The organism is Flagellimonas oceanensis, from assembly GCF_003992595.1.
Classification (GTDB): Bacteria; Bacteroidota; Bacteroidia; order Flavobacteriales; family Flavobacteriaceae; genus Flagellimonas; species Flagellimonas oceanensis.
The window spans coordinates 48564-63470 of sequence record NZ_RZNA01000019.1; the positions used below are offsets into that span (position 1 = coordinate 48564).

Here is a 14907-nt window from a genome sequence, read left to right on the forward strand (position 1 = left end):
GCTCCTTTACAATCAGGGAGCTTTTCTTTTTAAGAAAATGGCCGTAACCATAATCAAAAACAAGCCCGCCATCATAGCCAGTATCCACGTCCGATAGTTGTTTTCAGCGGAAAGTTCCACGGGCGAAACATCGCCCATCAGTACCAGACCGGCCCAATATTGGGGATGCAGCACCCTGCCCTCGGATGACCTTAGATAATCGAGTTTGGCCAAACGTAGTGCCTCGTTCTTGGGTTTACCCATCAAAAGATACTCATAAAACCCATCAAGTAGCTCATTACTGGACTTTTCGTCGATCTGCCACAGACTGGTCAATACACTTGCGCTTCCCGCATAATTAAAGGCATGGGCCAATGAAATCATACCTTCACCAGGTTGGTAGGAGGGCCTTCCGGTCTCACAGGCGGTCAAGATGGCCAATTCGGAACTCAGGTTCTGATCATAGATCTCATAGGTGTACAGATAGTTATTGTCCATATCCAGGGAATCGGAAACATTTTTGGCGAACACCAAACGGGAGAGCTCCGGACTGAGATTGTTGGATTCCGCATGTGTTCCGATATGGATGATCTTATGCTCACGGGCATGGGCCTTGAAAAGTTGTTTGGACGCCCTTTCGTTCAAAAAGGATCGACCGTCCAATCTACCACTGAACTTCTTTACCAGTTCGGTACTGAAGGGTTGTGGCAACAGGGTAAGATAGGTCCTGTCCAAAAATACCGAATCCCTAACGGCCAGTCGATATTCGTTTTTCATATCCTCATCGAACTCTGGGACAAAGGCCACGAAATCCTCTTCGATACCAAGAATCTCTTCCTTTCCCTGTAGATTAAACAGGCTATAATTATAGGACAGGTTATGCTTTGTCAAAAGGCTTCCCGTGGCCAACTGCGAAAGGGACCCGATACGTTCGGGCGTCAACAGCTCAAAACTGAGGTTAAAGAGATCCCCATCGGGCACAACAACAATATCAAGTGTAGAGACCAAGTCCTCAATGGGAGCCCACAGTTCCCGGTACAACTGGTACAGGCAATCAAACAGTTCATCCTCAGCCCCTTTGAAATCCGAAATCCGGGATATACAATCAGAAACATCGGTTCCCACGGGTAACAAATGCCTCTTTCCCCCAGTAACCACATATACATACCGATCTTCCCCTACGGTAAGGTATCGAACCACTGCGGTCTGTTTCGGTATGTCCTTATAAAGATTTTTTAAGGGTTCCACTATGGAGGCATACCTCATCCTATAGTATGCCGGATGTCTTTTCCGTACATCCTCCAAATGGTCCTGCCATGAGGTCATCAAGGAGTCCCATGTTGAGATGTTTATCACGTTTTCCCCTGGATCAAAAAAGGTATTGATCTCCCTGCGGAGTTCACGTTCCCTCTTCAATATATCCTTGGGCACAATACTGTTGTCCGTCAAATTCAGCCTTGCGCGTATCCGGTTGTAGATCGATGATTCGTGAAGTTCGACCACCTTTTCCAGGTATTCCTTATTTTCAGTTTTTTGGTATAGGGCAAGGTATATTTGTTTAGCCAGATCAAAGGTCGCCCTATTGCTCTCGATAAGGTCACTGACCCCTTGTTGGGAAGTGACCAAGGATTTTCTACGCTCTACCAATGTTGTGGCATTGTCAATGATATCAGCTGCTTCTTGCAGATATTGTTCATGTTGTGCCCTACGTGCAAATTTTGCCTTGGCCAAGTATGTCAAAAGCTCCGTCTGTTCGCCCCACAAGTAAGCTGCATTACTTGATTCGGGTGCATCGGTATATGCCTGTAGCAACATTTGACACAACTTCCCCACCTCTTCGTCATCGCCTTTTAGGTCATATATCCTGATTTGGGTGATCTGGGCCATCTTACCCAAATAGCTGTCCTTACCCTGTGTTGATTCGATCCTGGACAGTGTATCTTCCAATAAGGCCAATCCCTTGTCGAACTGTCTATCGGAGGCATAGGTCTGCGCCAAGTTCAAGCGGGCGAAGACAACGTTCTGGCTGAATTCATCGGGGTTGCTCTTGGTATAGGCATTAAGGCAATGGCGGTAGTGATCGATGGCCAAGGCAAAGTTGCCTTCCATTTTTTCGAGATCGCCCATGGTGGAATACAGATTGGCCGTATAGGACCAGTTCTCTCCCGGTATGGAAATCAATGAGGTTTCGGCCTCTTCCAGGTATTTTCTTGCTTTGTCCCTATAGGCTGCGTACAGATGCGCCTCACCCATCATCAATATTGCGCTAAAGTACTGAACGGTATTGGGAAGAAAATTTTCCTTGGCATGATGATAACCCATGGTGGCCACTTGCACGGCACGCTCCTTATTTCCCAAATCATTGTAAAGACTACCTAGGTTCCTATAGGCAATGGACAGGTTGCCATGTACCTTTTCGGTCAAGGGGTGGTTGTTGGTCCCTTTGAGAAATGCATTGAAACTGGCAATGCTCTTTAAGGTCAGTTGCATGGCCGCATCATATGCCCCGGCACTTTGCTTTACCATGGTCCAATTACCATAAATGGTTCCTGGTAGATAGTATAGATGTTCAGGATCCGTATTGACTGGGTCGATATTCCGAATCGCCCTATCAAAAAAATAGTTGGCACTGTCCGGTTTTCCCATAAAGTGCATAAGTGACCCTTTGTAATTTAAAATTCTGGGAGCCATACGGAACGTGACCTCTGGATGTTCCTGCATCAGGCCAAGCGCCCTATCCGTTCGATCTATTAATCTGCCGATATCCCCCAATTTGAGGCCCAGCTCACCCAGATGGAACTCCGAGGCCACCATCCTTTTAATGTCCTCCATGCTATTTGCCAATTCGTTGGCTTGGAGCAGATACTTCTCCGACCGTGCAACATTACCTTGGTCAACAAGGCCAAGCCCAAGCCCAAGATAGGCCTCATACTTAACGGAATCGGGTTGATTTTCAGCCGAAGTAACATCGTCCATCAACGCCATTGCCAAGGGGAATGGCGTGTTTTTGTCACTTAAGTATTCCGATTTGGCCAAGGGATAGACCAATCGACCGATATTGAGTCCCATAGGTGCTCTGGCCTGGCCGTTTTTCCTTATCACATCCTGTGCGATTTTGAAATCATCGGTTGCAATCAGGCTATCGATGGTTTTCAGCAATGGGTACTGTTGGCCATGGATTCCCAAGGACACGAGAAAGATAAGCCCGGGCAATACATATCTGAGCGCTTTTTTCATAAGGGATCAGTCCTTGATTTTTTCCACCAACACCTTGGCTTTTTCCAGATCACTCTCTTTAAGGTATTTCCTGGCTTGCTGTGCCTCATCTTTTTTGAGGTACGCCAGACCGAGATAGAAGAACGCTTCATCCGTAAATGCCGGGTTCTCCTTGTCAAGTATTCCTTCAAAGTATTCAATACCCTTGTCCGGTTGGTCATTGGCCAAATGGGCAGAACCCAGAAAATAGTCCAGGGTATCGTTGGCCACACCCTTTGACCGAAGCTTTTCCCATGCCTCAATGGCGAAGGGGTAATCCCCCTGTTTATAAGCCACCATGGCCCGATAAAAATCGTAGTTATCACTATTGCCCATTACGGTTGGCAATCCTGGATCGGGCACATAATACGCTTCGAAGAGCCTTTCATTGGCATTGGGCGTGTAAAAATACCAGACCCCTCCCAAGGCCATCAGCAGGGCAATGGTAGCAGCCATACGAAATACCGCTCTAGAGGTTTTCACAAGTCGCCTTTCTTTCCCATCTTTTTGAACTCCCTTGTGGAAATCCTCCATGGCATGGCGGAGTCCAGCCTCCTCTATAGCTCTGAAAAGGGCTTTAAATTCCAAAAACTTGGCGTTGAGGGTCGGGTTCGAGATGATGCTTGACTCAAATCCGGCCTTTTCCCCAGGTTCCATTTGGTCCATAAGATACCTTTCGAACAGTCCCTGCTCCTCCTTTGTCCAATATGCTTCTTCCCTATCCATTTTTTGTTAAATCTTCCGCAAGCGAACGCAAACGTTCCATGCACCTGTATTTTTTATTTCTGGCAGATGCGGCCGCAATTCCAAGGTCCTTGGCCACTTGTTTCATTGTCTTTCTCTCATAATAAAAAAGACCCAAAAGCTGTTGACAGGCATCGCCGAGTTGATCCAATGCCCTGAGCATGGTCTGCCTTTTAGTGTCCAGGTCCGCACCGAGATCGTCGCCTTCTTCTTGTACCACTTTGGAAAGTCCCTCAGGCCCTACGGTTTTTCTGAACCGCGCGGAACGCAAGTGGTCGGTCCACTTATTCCTGGCTATGGTATAGAGATAGGCCTCAATGCTTCCTGTGCCATCAAACTTGTCATCCTTGATATTCCTCCAGCAGGCAACAAAGGCATCTTGGAATATATCCTTGGCCTCCGCCTCGTTCCCACTGTTCTTGAAGACATGGTTCCTAAATTTTGAATACGTATGTTCATATACCTTTTGCATGGCCTGCCGATCATTGTTTTTAAATGCGGTGACCTGTGGGTTATCTATTTTCTGCAAGGTTTTCCCCATACTTCATTTGAAAGTATGGGGAATTTACAAAAATTCATCTTTCTGGATAATTTAAAAGGCTGGTGCACAGTTTCATCGACAAAGTACATGTTCTAATTAAAGATCGCCGTGATCTCCACGGTCGTAGGTACCACGTTGATATTGTCGACCAATTCCTTTGCATAGGCCTCGGCCTCGGCCTCATCACAGGTGTTATACACAATGATGCTTCCCACAGCTGTATGATAGCGTAACATTCCACCCCCAAGATCCTCCAGTTGATCTTCGTCCAACTCGATCTCTTGGTTTACAACACCATTACTTCTGGTTATAACTGCTTTGTAGCCACTAGCGCCGTCTACCTTGGCAAAATCCGCGACATAGGGCACAGGGCTGAATGCCTGGTACTCGGGACCACCCGAACAAAGTAGGCTTGAGCTTGAGGTTTCCCTGAAATTGGGCTGTCTTTGAAAGGAAACCGTAAAGGATTCGCAGCCCTTTTTGTTGTTCACGATCATGGTATCCTGACCTGCCTTGGTCCGTTCGCCCGTTGTCTTGTTACGGAAGTACAGCTCGACGGTCACCGTCTCTTCGTTATTACCGCCCCCCAGTTCCGACTCCAGGGCAGCACTGATATAGGACACATAATTATTGGTCGTGACAATGGATGCCCCAAAATTTCCGGAATCGCCTCCGATATCCTGTACCCTACCTTTGAATTCATTGGACGTGCTCCAATGGAACTCAAATTCCTCGACTTCTGGATCATAATCCGTAAGTGCCGATACCCGAAGTTCAGTGGCCTGGCCCAGACAGAGTTCGACCCTATCCTGCTGTAGTTCCACAACGGCGTCGATGGACTTGACCTCCCAACTTTCAAAATTGAAGGCTCTTGTGCGAAGACCGCTGAAATTGGAGTAATAATTGGTTGCCTTGATATTCCTATCGATCGTGGCCAGGATAAATTTTGTCCTGTCATAGCCAGTTTCGATCAACTCTTGGGTCTTTATGAACCTATTTGGAAAGTCCCCGTTCCCGGACAGTATGGCATACACATCCGTTAATATGCCCCTAAGGGCATTGCTCAAACGGACATCTTCATATAAAGCGGGAAGAAAGATCTCCGTGGCTGCCTTGAACTCGTTCCCAACCACCTCATCGATCACATCGGGATATTGTTCAAGAACGGGAAGCACCGCATTGTAAAGTGCATTTTCCTTATCACTGCCAAAGGGGGGCAACAATGATTTGTTTCCACCCACATCAAGTAGGGTGGGCAAAAAATAATCAATGATATAGGTCTCCTTATTGATCTGGGCATAGATGTCCAGCTCCTCGGCGGTCATATCCCGCGCTTCAGTATTGCGCTGGCCTGAACCGATGATGACCACTTCATACTCCGCCACCAGTTCAGTGGCACTGTCCACCGGTAATAGGATGGGATCCGTTTCCATCGCATTGTCTATGGATGCCTGCTGGGCATTGATCTGCTGAAGCGAGTTCCCGACCTCCAGTTCCTGTATGGTGTTGGAACCTCCCGACTCCAATTTAAAATTGGCAAAGGTACTTGAGGTATAGTTCGGAATTTCAAAAGGATCTCCGTTTCTATTGGAATAGCTCTTCTTGTAAATGACGACCCTGGACCTTCTTGGCAGGGAATTTTGCAACTTTATCCTAGTGGAGTCCACACTTGACAAGGTCACTCCGCTTTTGGTGTTTTCCTCATTGTTGAAAATCCTGTTTTCGCTCCCCACGGAATGTTTGGACGTTATTTGGTCCAAAAAGTCCTGCAGTGGGGTTTCATAACCACCTTCGCTGTAGATCAGGGGATTGCTTTCGAACAAAGTTTGAACCTCTCCCACAAAATTTGGGAATCCGGGAACTTGCCCTATACTTTTCAAAAAGGCACTTTTTGCACTTTCGGGCAATAAGTGATAACCCAGTGCATAGTAGACCATCAGTTCGGCGGTGGTCTCGATGGACAGTTCCTTTCTGTCCCCTGAAATCAGACCTGCCAGTAAAACGTGATTTTCGGCATCCAATAGATAGGCTGATTCAACAGTCCCACTGTTCATGGGCAATTGGCCCCTCCCATTGCCATCCACATCGGAATCGGCCCCCAGTGACACCAATTTGGCACTGGTAAGGTCCACATTCCCATTGTCGGGCAACAAAACTTGAACATCCGCCATTTGATAATCTTCCCCATTGCCTGGATCATCGTCTGTAGGTGTAGGGTCGTCATCGGTCTGTGAAAAATCATCATCGGTCATTGGGCCATTCCCATTGTCATTGGAGCTACAAGAAATGTTCAGCGCCAAAACAAATAATGCAATTACAGCTTTCTTATATGGTATTTTCATGTTTGGTATAGTATAGGGTTATTTTCTTCAATTAATCTTTGGATCCTGTCCAAGTACCTGAAACTTGGTCCGTGCTGTTCTCCCAGGTGCCACTGCCCTGATCTGAGGCAAAGGCCCCTTCAAAGGTTGCGCCGTTGGTGGCCGTACCCACTGTCGCCCTGAAATCCCCAGAGGTATCAACGCTGCCGTTCAAGGGAAGGGATTGTTGGAGATTGTTGGAATAGGCCTCACCTTCTACGGTACCGGATGCGTCTATAATGGCATTCCAAGTACCATTGTCGCCCCCGGTAAAGGTTCCGGACCAATTTCCCGCAAAATCGATTGGTCGTGAATCGCCGTCATCGTTATTGGAGCATGATATACCAACAATTAGGACAAGGATGAAGTAAACTATTTGAAAATGTTTCATTGCTTAAAGTTTAATGGTTTATATGGATATCGTGTATATTAAAAAATGTCATCAATAGGCCCCCTCCACCTTGACCCATTCGCGATTATTAAGATTGATGTCTCCATTAGGGGTATAGAAAAGATCATCGTTCCTGATGTGATTTCCATCGCTGTCCATCCAATATTCCGTGGAGCCGGCATCCACTTGATAGTTGTTACCAGTAAGTGGGTTATGGACCGTTTCCTCTTCATTTATCATATTGATGAACTGTCTTTGACCGGTTCCACTGCCCGCTCCAAAGTTCCTGTTCATAAAAGAGGCGTGATTGGCATCCTGGGCCGCCCAGATACCTTTCATTTTTTCTTGATGCGCATTAAAGGCGGCCCATCGGGCCTGCATCCTATTTTGATGCTGGGCGGCGGCCATTTGGGCTCTTCGTTGGTTCTCCTCTGCCCGTTGTTGCCCCAATTGAGCCACATAGCGCTCCCATTGCGGGTTTTCCTTATAGCTGAAAATGGCCTCTTTCATATGCTCAAGTGTGGATTCATACGCCTTACCGTCCACAAAAATGTAATCCACGGAATAGAACCAGACCATCATACTGCCGGATATGGTGGGTTGTTGCATGCTTATCAGGGACACGCTTGCCATTGCCTTTTGCCCGGAACTGTTTTCCCACTCCGTATCATACATGGACAAGGAAGTGTCCATTTGTGATTTGGAGCTAAGTTTGTTCCTGAGGTACCGGGTCAGATCGGGCCGCTTTCGCTCTCCCAGAAAGTTGAAACCACTGTTCACCATACGCGTCTTTACCTCTTCGTTAAAAATCTGTTCAGGGTCGACCAGTGGCCTTATCAATTGTCCATATGGGGTGTTCCGCATCATTTGGGCCATCTGGGAATCTTGGTAATACACATGGTAACGTATCGGGGTATTAAAGCTTTTTAGCCCATTTGGCCCTGTTATCTGTATCAAAAAAGTGGGCAATTTTTGGTCAATGGTATACGATGGTTTGGAAATGACCTTCCAATTGGCCGGATACTCGGTACTGTTCACGGTAAGGCCAGTCCTGGCATCCCTGAGTTCGTGCACTTTGGTAGCACTTGAAGGTATATCCTTTGAAGAAAAATGGTAATCCCGGCCATCTAGCGTATCCCCCTCAAAATCGTCATCCAAGGTGCGATGGGAATATTCGGTTGCTTCGGAATCGAAATCATTCGCATTGGTAGTGGGCCTTCCCCAACAGGAAACAAGGACCAAGCAAGGAAATACCATTAGAATCAATCTTTTCATAAGACTATGTTTAATTTTTATGGTTATCGTGTACATAACTTACGGGTTGTAAGGGATGATCTAGAACTGGTCGAGATCGGTTTGCCAAGGTATATTTCCATCCTTTACGATGTTCAACAATAGGGATTGCAGGTCGTTGTCGAAGGTTGCGGTATCCGTCCTTCTCATATTCAAAAGAATAGTGGCGGTATGCCCATTTTCAGCGATCATCATCCACGAACGATTTCCCGGAAGACTACCTGTAAAATAGGTCAATTGCTGCTCTGGCCATACGGCAAGTCCCCTGCCCATATTGGACAATTCCGTGGTCTGGGACAATAGTGCAATGGAACCAGGGGTCAATATATCAGCTCTTTCGGAAGCTCCATCAATGGCACAGAGAAAGCGGAGCAGATCGGGCGCACTGATGACCACCCCACCATCACCGTCGCGCCTGGAAGCTATAGTGAATATATAATTGGCATCGGTACCCATTCCGTAATAATACACCTCATCAGCTTCCAGGTCGTCCTCCCGAAATGTCGTTGTTTTGAAGCTGGTGATCCCAATGGGGGCCAATAGGTCGGTAAGGTAGTCCTCATAGGTCTCCCCTGAGACCTCTTCGATGATCCTGGCCAGCAACCAGTACCCTGTATTGCTATAACTGAAGGCCTCCCCCGGGGCATGGCCCAGGTCCCAGTGCTGCAGAACGTAAGAGATGAAATCCATTGGTGCCAGAGCCGGCTGGTAGTCGATGGGATCGCCCCCGCTGGATGACCCCCACCCACCTAACTGGTGCAAGAGCAGATCATCCACGGTCATGTCCAGTTCGTCATCGGTCAAGACCGCTGGTCCAAAATCCTCCCCCAAGAGTCCATCCGGGCCAAAAACATGATCTTCAAGGGTCAGCTGTCCGTCATCGACCAAACTAAGTATAGCGGTCGCCGTAAAGACCTTTGAGATGCTGGCTATCCGAAAAAGATCCTTCGGTGACACATCGATATCGTTCTCCACATCAGCCTTGCCATACCCTTTGGAATACACCATTTTCTCATCCACACTGACTGCCAACGCCGCTCCCGGAACCCCATACTTAGACATAAAATCGGTAACGGCACCATCCACGGCACCAATATCATTTTGTGTTTCAGGTTCCGGCTCAGGCTCGGGCTCAGGATTCTGGTTTTGATCAGGATTGCCGTTGGGTTCGGGCGGGGTCTCCCCTTCTCCGGAACTACATGAAATCAATAGTGAAAGGAATACAAAGGGCATCAGGGCACCATACCTGAAAAAAGACAGTGTTCTCATAATCGATGGTTTAAGGTTATATGTATACCCTTATATCGATAAGATCCAAAAATGTCATCATATGCCCGGAATGATTCCTTGTGGCAACTATTTCCAATGGGACAACAAAATGTTTAAGGGCAAAAAACCATTGACCCGCATTACAATAGAACCTATAACCAATTCACAACTAGGATATGGTTCCCATATGGCTACATAGAAACGTTTTCCGAGAAAAAGAACTAATTGCCCAGTTGTTTAAAAAAAGTACACATAATCGGAGAAAATCCGATTATCACATCAAATAGTAACAGTATGGATTCTAGAGTGGAAATTAGGGATTCTGAAAATCACTTAGCAAGTATAGTCGTCCAAGCGATAAAATATATGAGTTAATTATAAACTTTGAACGAATTTTACTTCGAAGGGAGTGATCTAACATTTTACTGGTTATATGCCTCTAGCATTGGTGTTATCTTTAATACCGAAAGCTTCAATATAATCCGGTCTTTCTTTTGATTTTTTTTTCACACAAATAGAATAATCTAGATATCGGATTCTTATTAATTAAATTTAAATTATCGCGTATCGCAATATGCGATATTATTTTATATTATTTTGTTTTTCAGTTATTTATATACTAATATTGCATATCGCAATATGAAATAATTATGAATAAAGATTTCCGACAAATGAAACCTCAAGATATAGTCGTATTGGCAAAGCTCATTGCCATTAATGATATGGATTACACTCAAATGGCACTTGCCGAAATGCTCTATATGAGTCAATCGGAAATCAGTAGTTCAATATCCAGATCTACATACGCAGGGCTTCTTATGAATAGAGGCAAAGAAGTAAACCGAAAATTATTCTTTGATTTTATAAAATATGGCCTTGCAGTAGTATTTCCCCAACATCCTGGTGCCATAGTACGTGGTACATTAACCGCCCATAGTGCACCACCTTTGGATATGGAAATTGTGAGCGAAGAAAAATATGTTTGGCCTTATGCAAAGGGTAGATCTCGGGGTCAAAGCATTATTCCTTTGTATCCAACAGTACCAAAAGCCGTGGCTTTGGATGGCAACCTTCATGAGCTATTGGCTCTAATGGATGCTGTTAGAGTAGGCCGAGCACGTGAAAAAAACTTAGCACTTGCACTCCTAAAGAACCGAATATGTTAAAAAACACATTAATCAATAGGGCTGCGACAAAAAAAGTAGCTAAAGCCTTGGGTGACTTGAACGATAATGTGGTTTACGTTGGCGGTGCGGTCGTCAGTCTTTATATTGACGACAATGCTGCAGAAGATATTAGGCCCACCAAAGATATAGATCTCACTTTTCAACTTGCCACCTTTGCCGAGCTAGAAGAATTAAGGGAGCAACTCATTGAAAAAGGATTTACACAAAGCGCGGAAGACAATGTGAACTGTAGGTTTCGGTATGAAGAATTGAAAATTGATGTGATGTCCACACAAAGTGTGGGTTGGGCTCCTTCCAATCCATGGTTTGCCAAAGGTTTTGAAAAAGCCATTACCAAATCATTAGACGGAGTAAACATAAAAGCGTTGCCGTTGCCCTACTTTCTTGCAACAAAAATGGAAGCTTTCTTTAACAGAGGGGTTAAAGATATTTATGCCAGCCACGATTTAGAGGACATAACCTATCTATTAAACTACACCAAAACTATTGATGAGCAAATTCTTACATCTGAAGATGACGTAAAACCATACTTGATTGAGAAGCTGACCACCTTCGAAAACGACAAGACCATTTTAACCGCGATTCGTGGAAGCCTATATTTCGATCAAGCTGATGAAAGAATGGATATCATCCAGGAGCGAATCAAAAACATAACAAATAATTTGAAATGATTCATTTTCAATTTTAAAAACAAGAACTTTTTGCAAAAGTCACCTATTCGGTGAGCATAAAATTTTAAAGGGCTGGAAACCATACTAAATAAAGGGATCGGAAGTGGTAGGTTTCTAGTTCCTTTTGACCTTCATTGTCCAATGTACCAAATACATCCTTACTGATGTACACTTGTAACCACTTCAATACAGTTGTAACAAAAAGCATACATAATCGGAAAAAATCCGATTATCCCATCAAATAGTAACAGTACGGATTCTAAAACACTACCATATGATTCGTTAAAACTTTTTCAACCGATGTTCCAGTATTTGGGAATACTTTTCCTTCATATCATCGGAAAGAAAAGAAATCGATATGAGATCTTTCCATTTCTGTTTTGCCTGAAACATGTCCTGAAGTATGATCTCTATGGTTTTTTCATTCAATTGCAATCGTTCCTTCGCATAATAATCCATAAAGTCCGACGCCTTTAAATTACTTTTTTTCCCTTTCAGGGTCAATGCAATTTCCTCTTCGGGGTTTTTGATCGCAATGGAGGAGTTCAACAAATCGTAAGCAGGTGCCAATGTCGTCTTGCCATTCTTTGTGATCAGGGAAAAATTTTTTAGGTGCATGTCCTCGTTTCCAGTCACAAAACAATAAACGATCCTTTTAAAGAACTCTACTTTCTCAACCACAGGAAACGTACAATATTCTTCGATAACGGGTACCAATTTCTCCATACTGAAACGATACTTGGTATCCCTGGTATTTCCGGTCAATTGGGCAAAATCCTCCGTTGCATATTTTTTCCCTTTACCATATCTGTCAAAACGCTTTATAAAATAGGACAGACTACCATCCTTGCCATAGACCATTCCATGAAAGGGTACATTTATACCAAGGACCTTGGCCATGCGCATGGTCAGGTCCTCATTCTCTGGCATTTCAGGAAAAATATCATTTTGGGGTTTTATGATGTAGGTCCCGAATTGGTCCACTACTTTAAATTCTTGGTCGACCACGGAAATATTCGCACTTAATTTAGGCTGCACTCCCTGTATGGATAACTTCTTCGCCCTGTTTGCCGCCTCTCTCCTCAATTCCGAAGCGGAATACGGCAAATCAATTAAACCAGTTAACCTGGCGGCAATCATTTTGAGTCCTCTTCCACTATATTTTGCCGTACCGCAAGGTTCATATGTGATAGGACACCTATTCATCCGCCATTGGTTCTACAGTTACTGCCCCCACCAAATCAGCACCTGTGGCCATTAATTGGGAGAAATAATCCTTACGGTCGATTTTGGAAATCCTAAGAAGGCCTTCCAACATGATACCCTCTGGCAACAAACCTTCAAAAAAAGGGGGAAACCCATTAAAACCAAACTTCCTTTGACCAATGGGCATGGTCAATGAAATGGCCTGACCATCATAATCATCATCATACTCAAACCTATATTCTGCCGTCGAGACTTCCGTTAGAACACCTGCCCTTTTTCCATGGGCATATACCACTGCCTTTCTCATACGTTTTCAGTCAATGGACTTTTAAATTCGACTTTTATGTTCAATACCTGGAGTACTGAAAGAATGTTGCTCCAACGAACAGTTTCCTTATTTTTTTCGATATCAAAGACGGTCGTCTTGCCTATACCGGCCAAATTTGCCAGTTCAAGCTGCGTCAACCCGGCCTTCTTGCGATGGTTTTTAACCATCAAACCTAAATCAACCATATATTACCGTTTTAACGGTAAAATTACATGTTTTATTTAAATAAAAATTTTTAAATTTAGAAAATTATACTTTTTTACCGCTATAACAGTAAACCTAACATTGGCTTACTATTTCTCCACCTATACAAAATCATTGTTCAAATAATACCGCCATAACAGTAAAATAGTCATCTTTCCTATCCTTCGTATGTAAATATTGACCCAAGGCAATGACCTTGATATCGCTATTCCCAACCAAGCTTACAAAAGAACCGATTACTTATACGGTTCAAACCGGTCTGAAATAAAAAGAACCGATATAAATTATAACTTCGGCCATGAACCAACATATTCAACAGATATTCACACATGGAACAAGGAGGTTGCCTATTCGGCGCGCATAAAAGCCAAAAAGACTTGAACCCAATTGTTCATAGTGGAAAATTCGGTCAAAGAGAACCTCTCGTACCGGGAACTGACGGATCCCATCCTCAATAACCATATAGTGGATAGGGCGGTCAATGTATACCACCTGCGGCGGATGAAAGTGAGCAGTGCAAATCAAGTGCACGAGATCGACTCATTTTGGTGCTGAAGTTAACGTTTATTTTTAATTTTTTTTCTCATTGATTCCCCTTTTATGTCCACCCTGTGAGCCGAGTGCACCAGCCGGTCAAGGATGGCGTCGGCGATCGTTTTTTCACCGATGACATCGTGCCATGCCTCCACGGGCAGTTGTGAGGCTATAATGGTGGACCTTTTGCCGTGCCTGTCCTCTATGATCTCCATCAAAGAGTGCCTGTTGATGTTGTCCAATGGTTTTAGGCCAAAGTCATCCAGTATGAGCAGGTCCTGTTTTTCAAGTTTTCCAATGAATTTTAGATAGGACCCGTCCGCCTTTGAGGTTTTGAGCAAGGTAAAGAGTTTGGCCGTGTTGAAGTACATGGTCCTGTGCCCCATTGAGCAGGCCTGGTGCCCGATGGCGGAGGCCAGATAGCTCTTGCCGACCCCGGTGCTCCCGGTAATGAGCATATTTTCACCCTTGCGTATAAATCCACAGGAGGCGTAGCGCTGTATCCTGTTCCTGTCGATGTTCCTTCCAGGGCCGTAATCGATGGCCTCCATAACGGCACCGTACCTGAACCTTGCGGCCTTTGTCAGGCGCTCGATCTTGCGGTTGTGCCTATCGTCCCATTCGGACTGTACCAGATAGGCCACCAGTTCATCGTTGGTATAGTCCATGCTCTCGGGCGAGAGGCTGGTGTCAAAGGCCCTGAGCATCCCGTGGAGCCTGAGCTGTTTCATCTGTTCCAATGTCTTTGTGTTCATGTTGTCTGTTTTAATGTTTGTCATTTATAATAGTTTCCTCCCCTGATGTTATCGTGGTCCGGGACCTCGGAGGTATCCTCCGGGTCGTCCTCCAGGGTGTCCCACCCTTTTTTCAGTATCCGCTCCACCATGCTGTAATTATAGGCCCCATAGTCCGATGCCCGCCTGCAGGCATTGTCCAGCCGTTGGT

General features: G+C 45.1%; 14 protein-coding genes. 3 read left to right on the forward strand and 11 right to left on the reverse strand.

The window, feature by feature from the left end; translation table 11 throughout:
* Positions 1-12: 12 nt before the first annotated feature.
* The 7 genes from EO132_RS06300 to EO132_RS06330 all read right to left on the reverse strand — a co-directional run bounded on the left by EO132_RS06300 (position 13) and on the right by EO132_RS06330 (position 9832).
* On the reverse strand, positions 13-3216 hold the full coding sequence (locus EO132_RS06300) for a CHAT domain-containing protein (RefSeq protein WP_127137070.1): 3204 nt from the start codon (positions 3214-3216) through the stop codon (positions 13-15).
* Between the two features lie 6 nt (positions 3217-3222).
* Positions 3223-3960 carry a tetratricopeptide repeat protein gene (locus EO132_RS06305; RefSeq protein WP_127137071.1) on the reverse strand — a complete coding sequence of 246 codons (738 nt, stop codon included), beginning with the start codon at positions 3958-3960 and terminating at the stop codon, positions 3223-3225.
* Positions 3953-4507 (reverse strand): RNA polymerase sigma factor, encoded by a 555-nt coding sequence (locus EO132_RS06310; RefSeq protein ID WP_164732287.1) that lies wholly within the window; start codon positions 4505-4507, stop codon positions 3953-3955. The genes EO132_RS06305 and EO132_RS06310 overlap by 8 nt, the downstream gene beginning before the upstream one ends.
* A 104-nt stretch (positions 4508-4611) precedes the next feature.
* A complete protein-coding gene (locus EO132_RS06315) occupies positions 4612-6861 on the reverse strand; it encodes a hypothetical protein (RefSeq protein WP_127137073.1) in 2250 nt (749 codons plus the stop codon).
* A gap of 31 nt (positions 6862-6892) precedes the next feature.
* Entirely contained in the window at positions 6893-7270 is a 378-nt protein-coding gene (locus EO132_RS06320) for a hypothetical protein (protein ID WP_127137074.1), read from the reverse strand.
* 51 nt (positions 7271-7321) lie between these two features.
* Entirely contained in the window at positions 7322-8545 is a 1224-nt protein-coding gene (locus EO132_RS06325) for a hypothetical protein (protein WP_127137075.1), read from the reverse strand.
* A 60-nt stretch (positions 8546-8605) separates the two neighbouring features.
* Complete coding sequence (locus EO132_RS06330; RefSeq protein WP_127137076.1) at positions 8606-9832, reverse strand: serine hydrolase domain-containing protein; 1227 nt, start codon at positions 9830-9832, stop codon at positions 8606-8608.
* Between the two features lie 650 nt (positions 9833-10482).
* On the opposite strand from EO132_RS06330, the gene EO132_RS06335 reads away from it, so the two are divergent.
* Both EO132_RS06335 and EO132_RS06340 read left to right on the forward strand, forming a co-directional pair.
* A complete protein-coding gene (locus EO132_RS06335; RefSeq protein ID WP_235856393.1) occupies positions 10483-10998 on the forward strand; it encodes a hypothetical protein in 516 nt (171 codons plus the stop codon).
* Positions 10992-11690, forward strand: coding sequence for a nucleotidyl transferase AbiEii/AbiGii toxin family protein (locus EO132_RS06340; RefSeq protein ID WP_127137077.1), 699 nt, complete (start codon positions 10992-10994; stop codon positions 11688-11690). Before EO132_RS06335 ends, EO132_RS06340 begins: the two co-directional genes overlap by 7 nt.
* A gap of 282 nt (positions 11691-11972) precedes the next feature.
* On the opposite strand, the gene EO132_RS06345 is transcribed toward EO132_RS06340, so the two are convergent.
* The 3 genes from EO132_RS06345 to EO132_RS06355 are packed head-to-tail and all read right to left on the reverse strand — an operon-like array spanning position 11973 to position 13409.
* Positions 11973-12896 (reverse strand): HipA domain-containing protein, encoded by a 924-nt coding sequence (locus EO132_RS06345; protein ID WP_127137078.1) that lies wholly within the window; start codon positions 12894-12896, stop codon positions 11973-11975.
* Positions 12889-13203, reverse strand: a complete 315-nt coding sequence (locus EO132_RS06350) for a HipA N-terminal domain-containing protein (protein WP_127137079.1) — start codon at positions 13201-13203, stop codon at positions 12889-12891. Before EO132_RS06350 ends, EO132_RS06345 begins: the two co-directional genes overlap by 8 nt.
* Positions 13200-13409: a helix-turn-helix domain-containing protein gene (locus EO132_RS06355; protein WP_127137080.1), complete on the reverse strand. Its 210-nt coding sequence runs from the start codon at positions 13407-13409 to the stop codon at positions 13200-13202. Before EO132_RS06355 ends, EO132_RS06350 begins: the two co-directional genes overlap by 4 nt.
* 415 nt (positions 13410-13824) lie before the next feature.
* Here EO132_RS06355 and EO132_RS19420 point away from each other — a divergent pair, with 415 nt between their 5' ends.
* The gene (locus EO132_RS19420) at positions 13825-13983 is read left to right on the forward strand and encodes a hypothetical protein (RefSeq protein WP_205780325.1); all 159 of its coding nucleotides are present in this window, start codon (positions 13825-13827) and stop codon (positions 13981-13983) included.
* A gap of 2 nt (positions 13984-13985) precedes the next feature.
* Here EO132_RS19420 and istB read toward each other — a convergent pair whose 3' ends face one another.
* A complete protein-coding gene (gene istB, locus EO132_RS06360; protein ID WP_127136804.1) occupies positions 13986-14717 on the reverse strand; it encodes an IS21-like element helper ATPase IstB in 732 nt (243 codons plus the stop codon).
* Positions 14718-14907: the final 190 nt, after the last annotated feature.

Coding starts and splice junctions, on each gene's coding strand:
- EO132_RS06300 (WP_127137070.1), bottom strand. CDS start 3,216: ATGAAAAAAGCGCTCAGATATGTATTGCCCGGGCTTATCTTTCTCGTG.
- EO132_RS06305 (WP_127137071.1), bottom strand. CDS start 3,960: ATGGATAGGGAAGAAGCATATTGGACAAAGGAGGAGCAGGGACTGTTC.
- EO132_RS06315 (WP_127137073.1), bottom strand. CDS start 6,861: ATGAAAATACCATATAAGAAAGCTGTAATTGCATTATTTGTTTTGGCG.
- EO132_RS06320 (WP_127137074.1), bottom strand. CDS start 7,270: ATGAAACATTTTCAAATAGTTTACTTCATCCTTGTCCTAATTGTTGGT.
- EO132_RS06325 (WP_127137075.1), bottom strand. CDS start 8,545: ATGAAAAGATTGATTCTAATGGTATTTCCTTGCTTGGTCCTTGTTTCC.
- EO132_RS06330 (WP_127137076.1), bottom strand. CDS start 9,832: ATGAGAACACTGTCTTTTTTCAGGTATGGTGCCCTGATGCCCTTTGTA.
- EO132_RS06335 (WP_235856393.1), top strand. CDS start 10,483: ATGAATAAAGATTTCCGACAAATGAAACCTCAAGATATAGTCGTATTG.
- EO132_RS06340 (WP_127137077.1), top strand. CDS start 10,992: ATGTTAAAAAACACATTAATCAATAGGGCTGCGACAAAAAAAGTAGCT.
- EO132_RS06345 (WP_127137078.1), bottom strand. CDS start 12,896: ATGAATAGGTGTCCTATCACATATGAACCTTGCGGTACGGCAAAATAT.
- EO132_RS06350 (WP_127137079.1), bottom strand. CDS start 13,203: ATGAGAAAGGCAGTGGTATATGCCCATGGAAAAAGGGCAGGTGTTCTA.
- EO132_RS06355 (WP_127137080.1), bottom strand. CDS start 13,409: ATGGTTGATTTAGGTTTGATGGTTAAAAACCATCGCAAGAAGGCCGGG.
- istB (WP_127136804.1), bottom strand. CDS start 14,717: ATGAACACAAAGACATTGGAACAGATGAAACAGCTCAGGCTCCACGGG.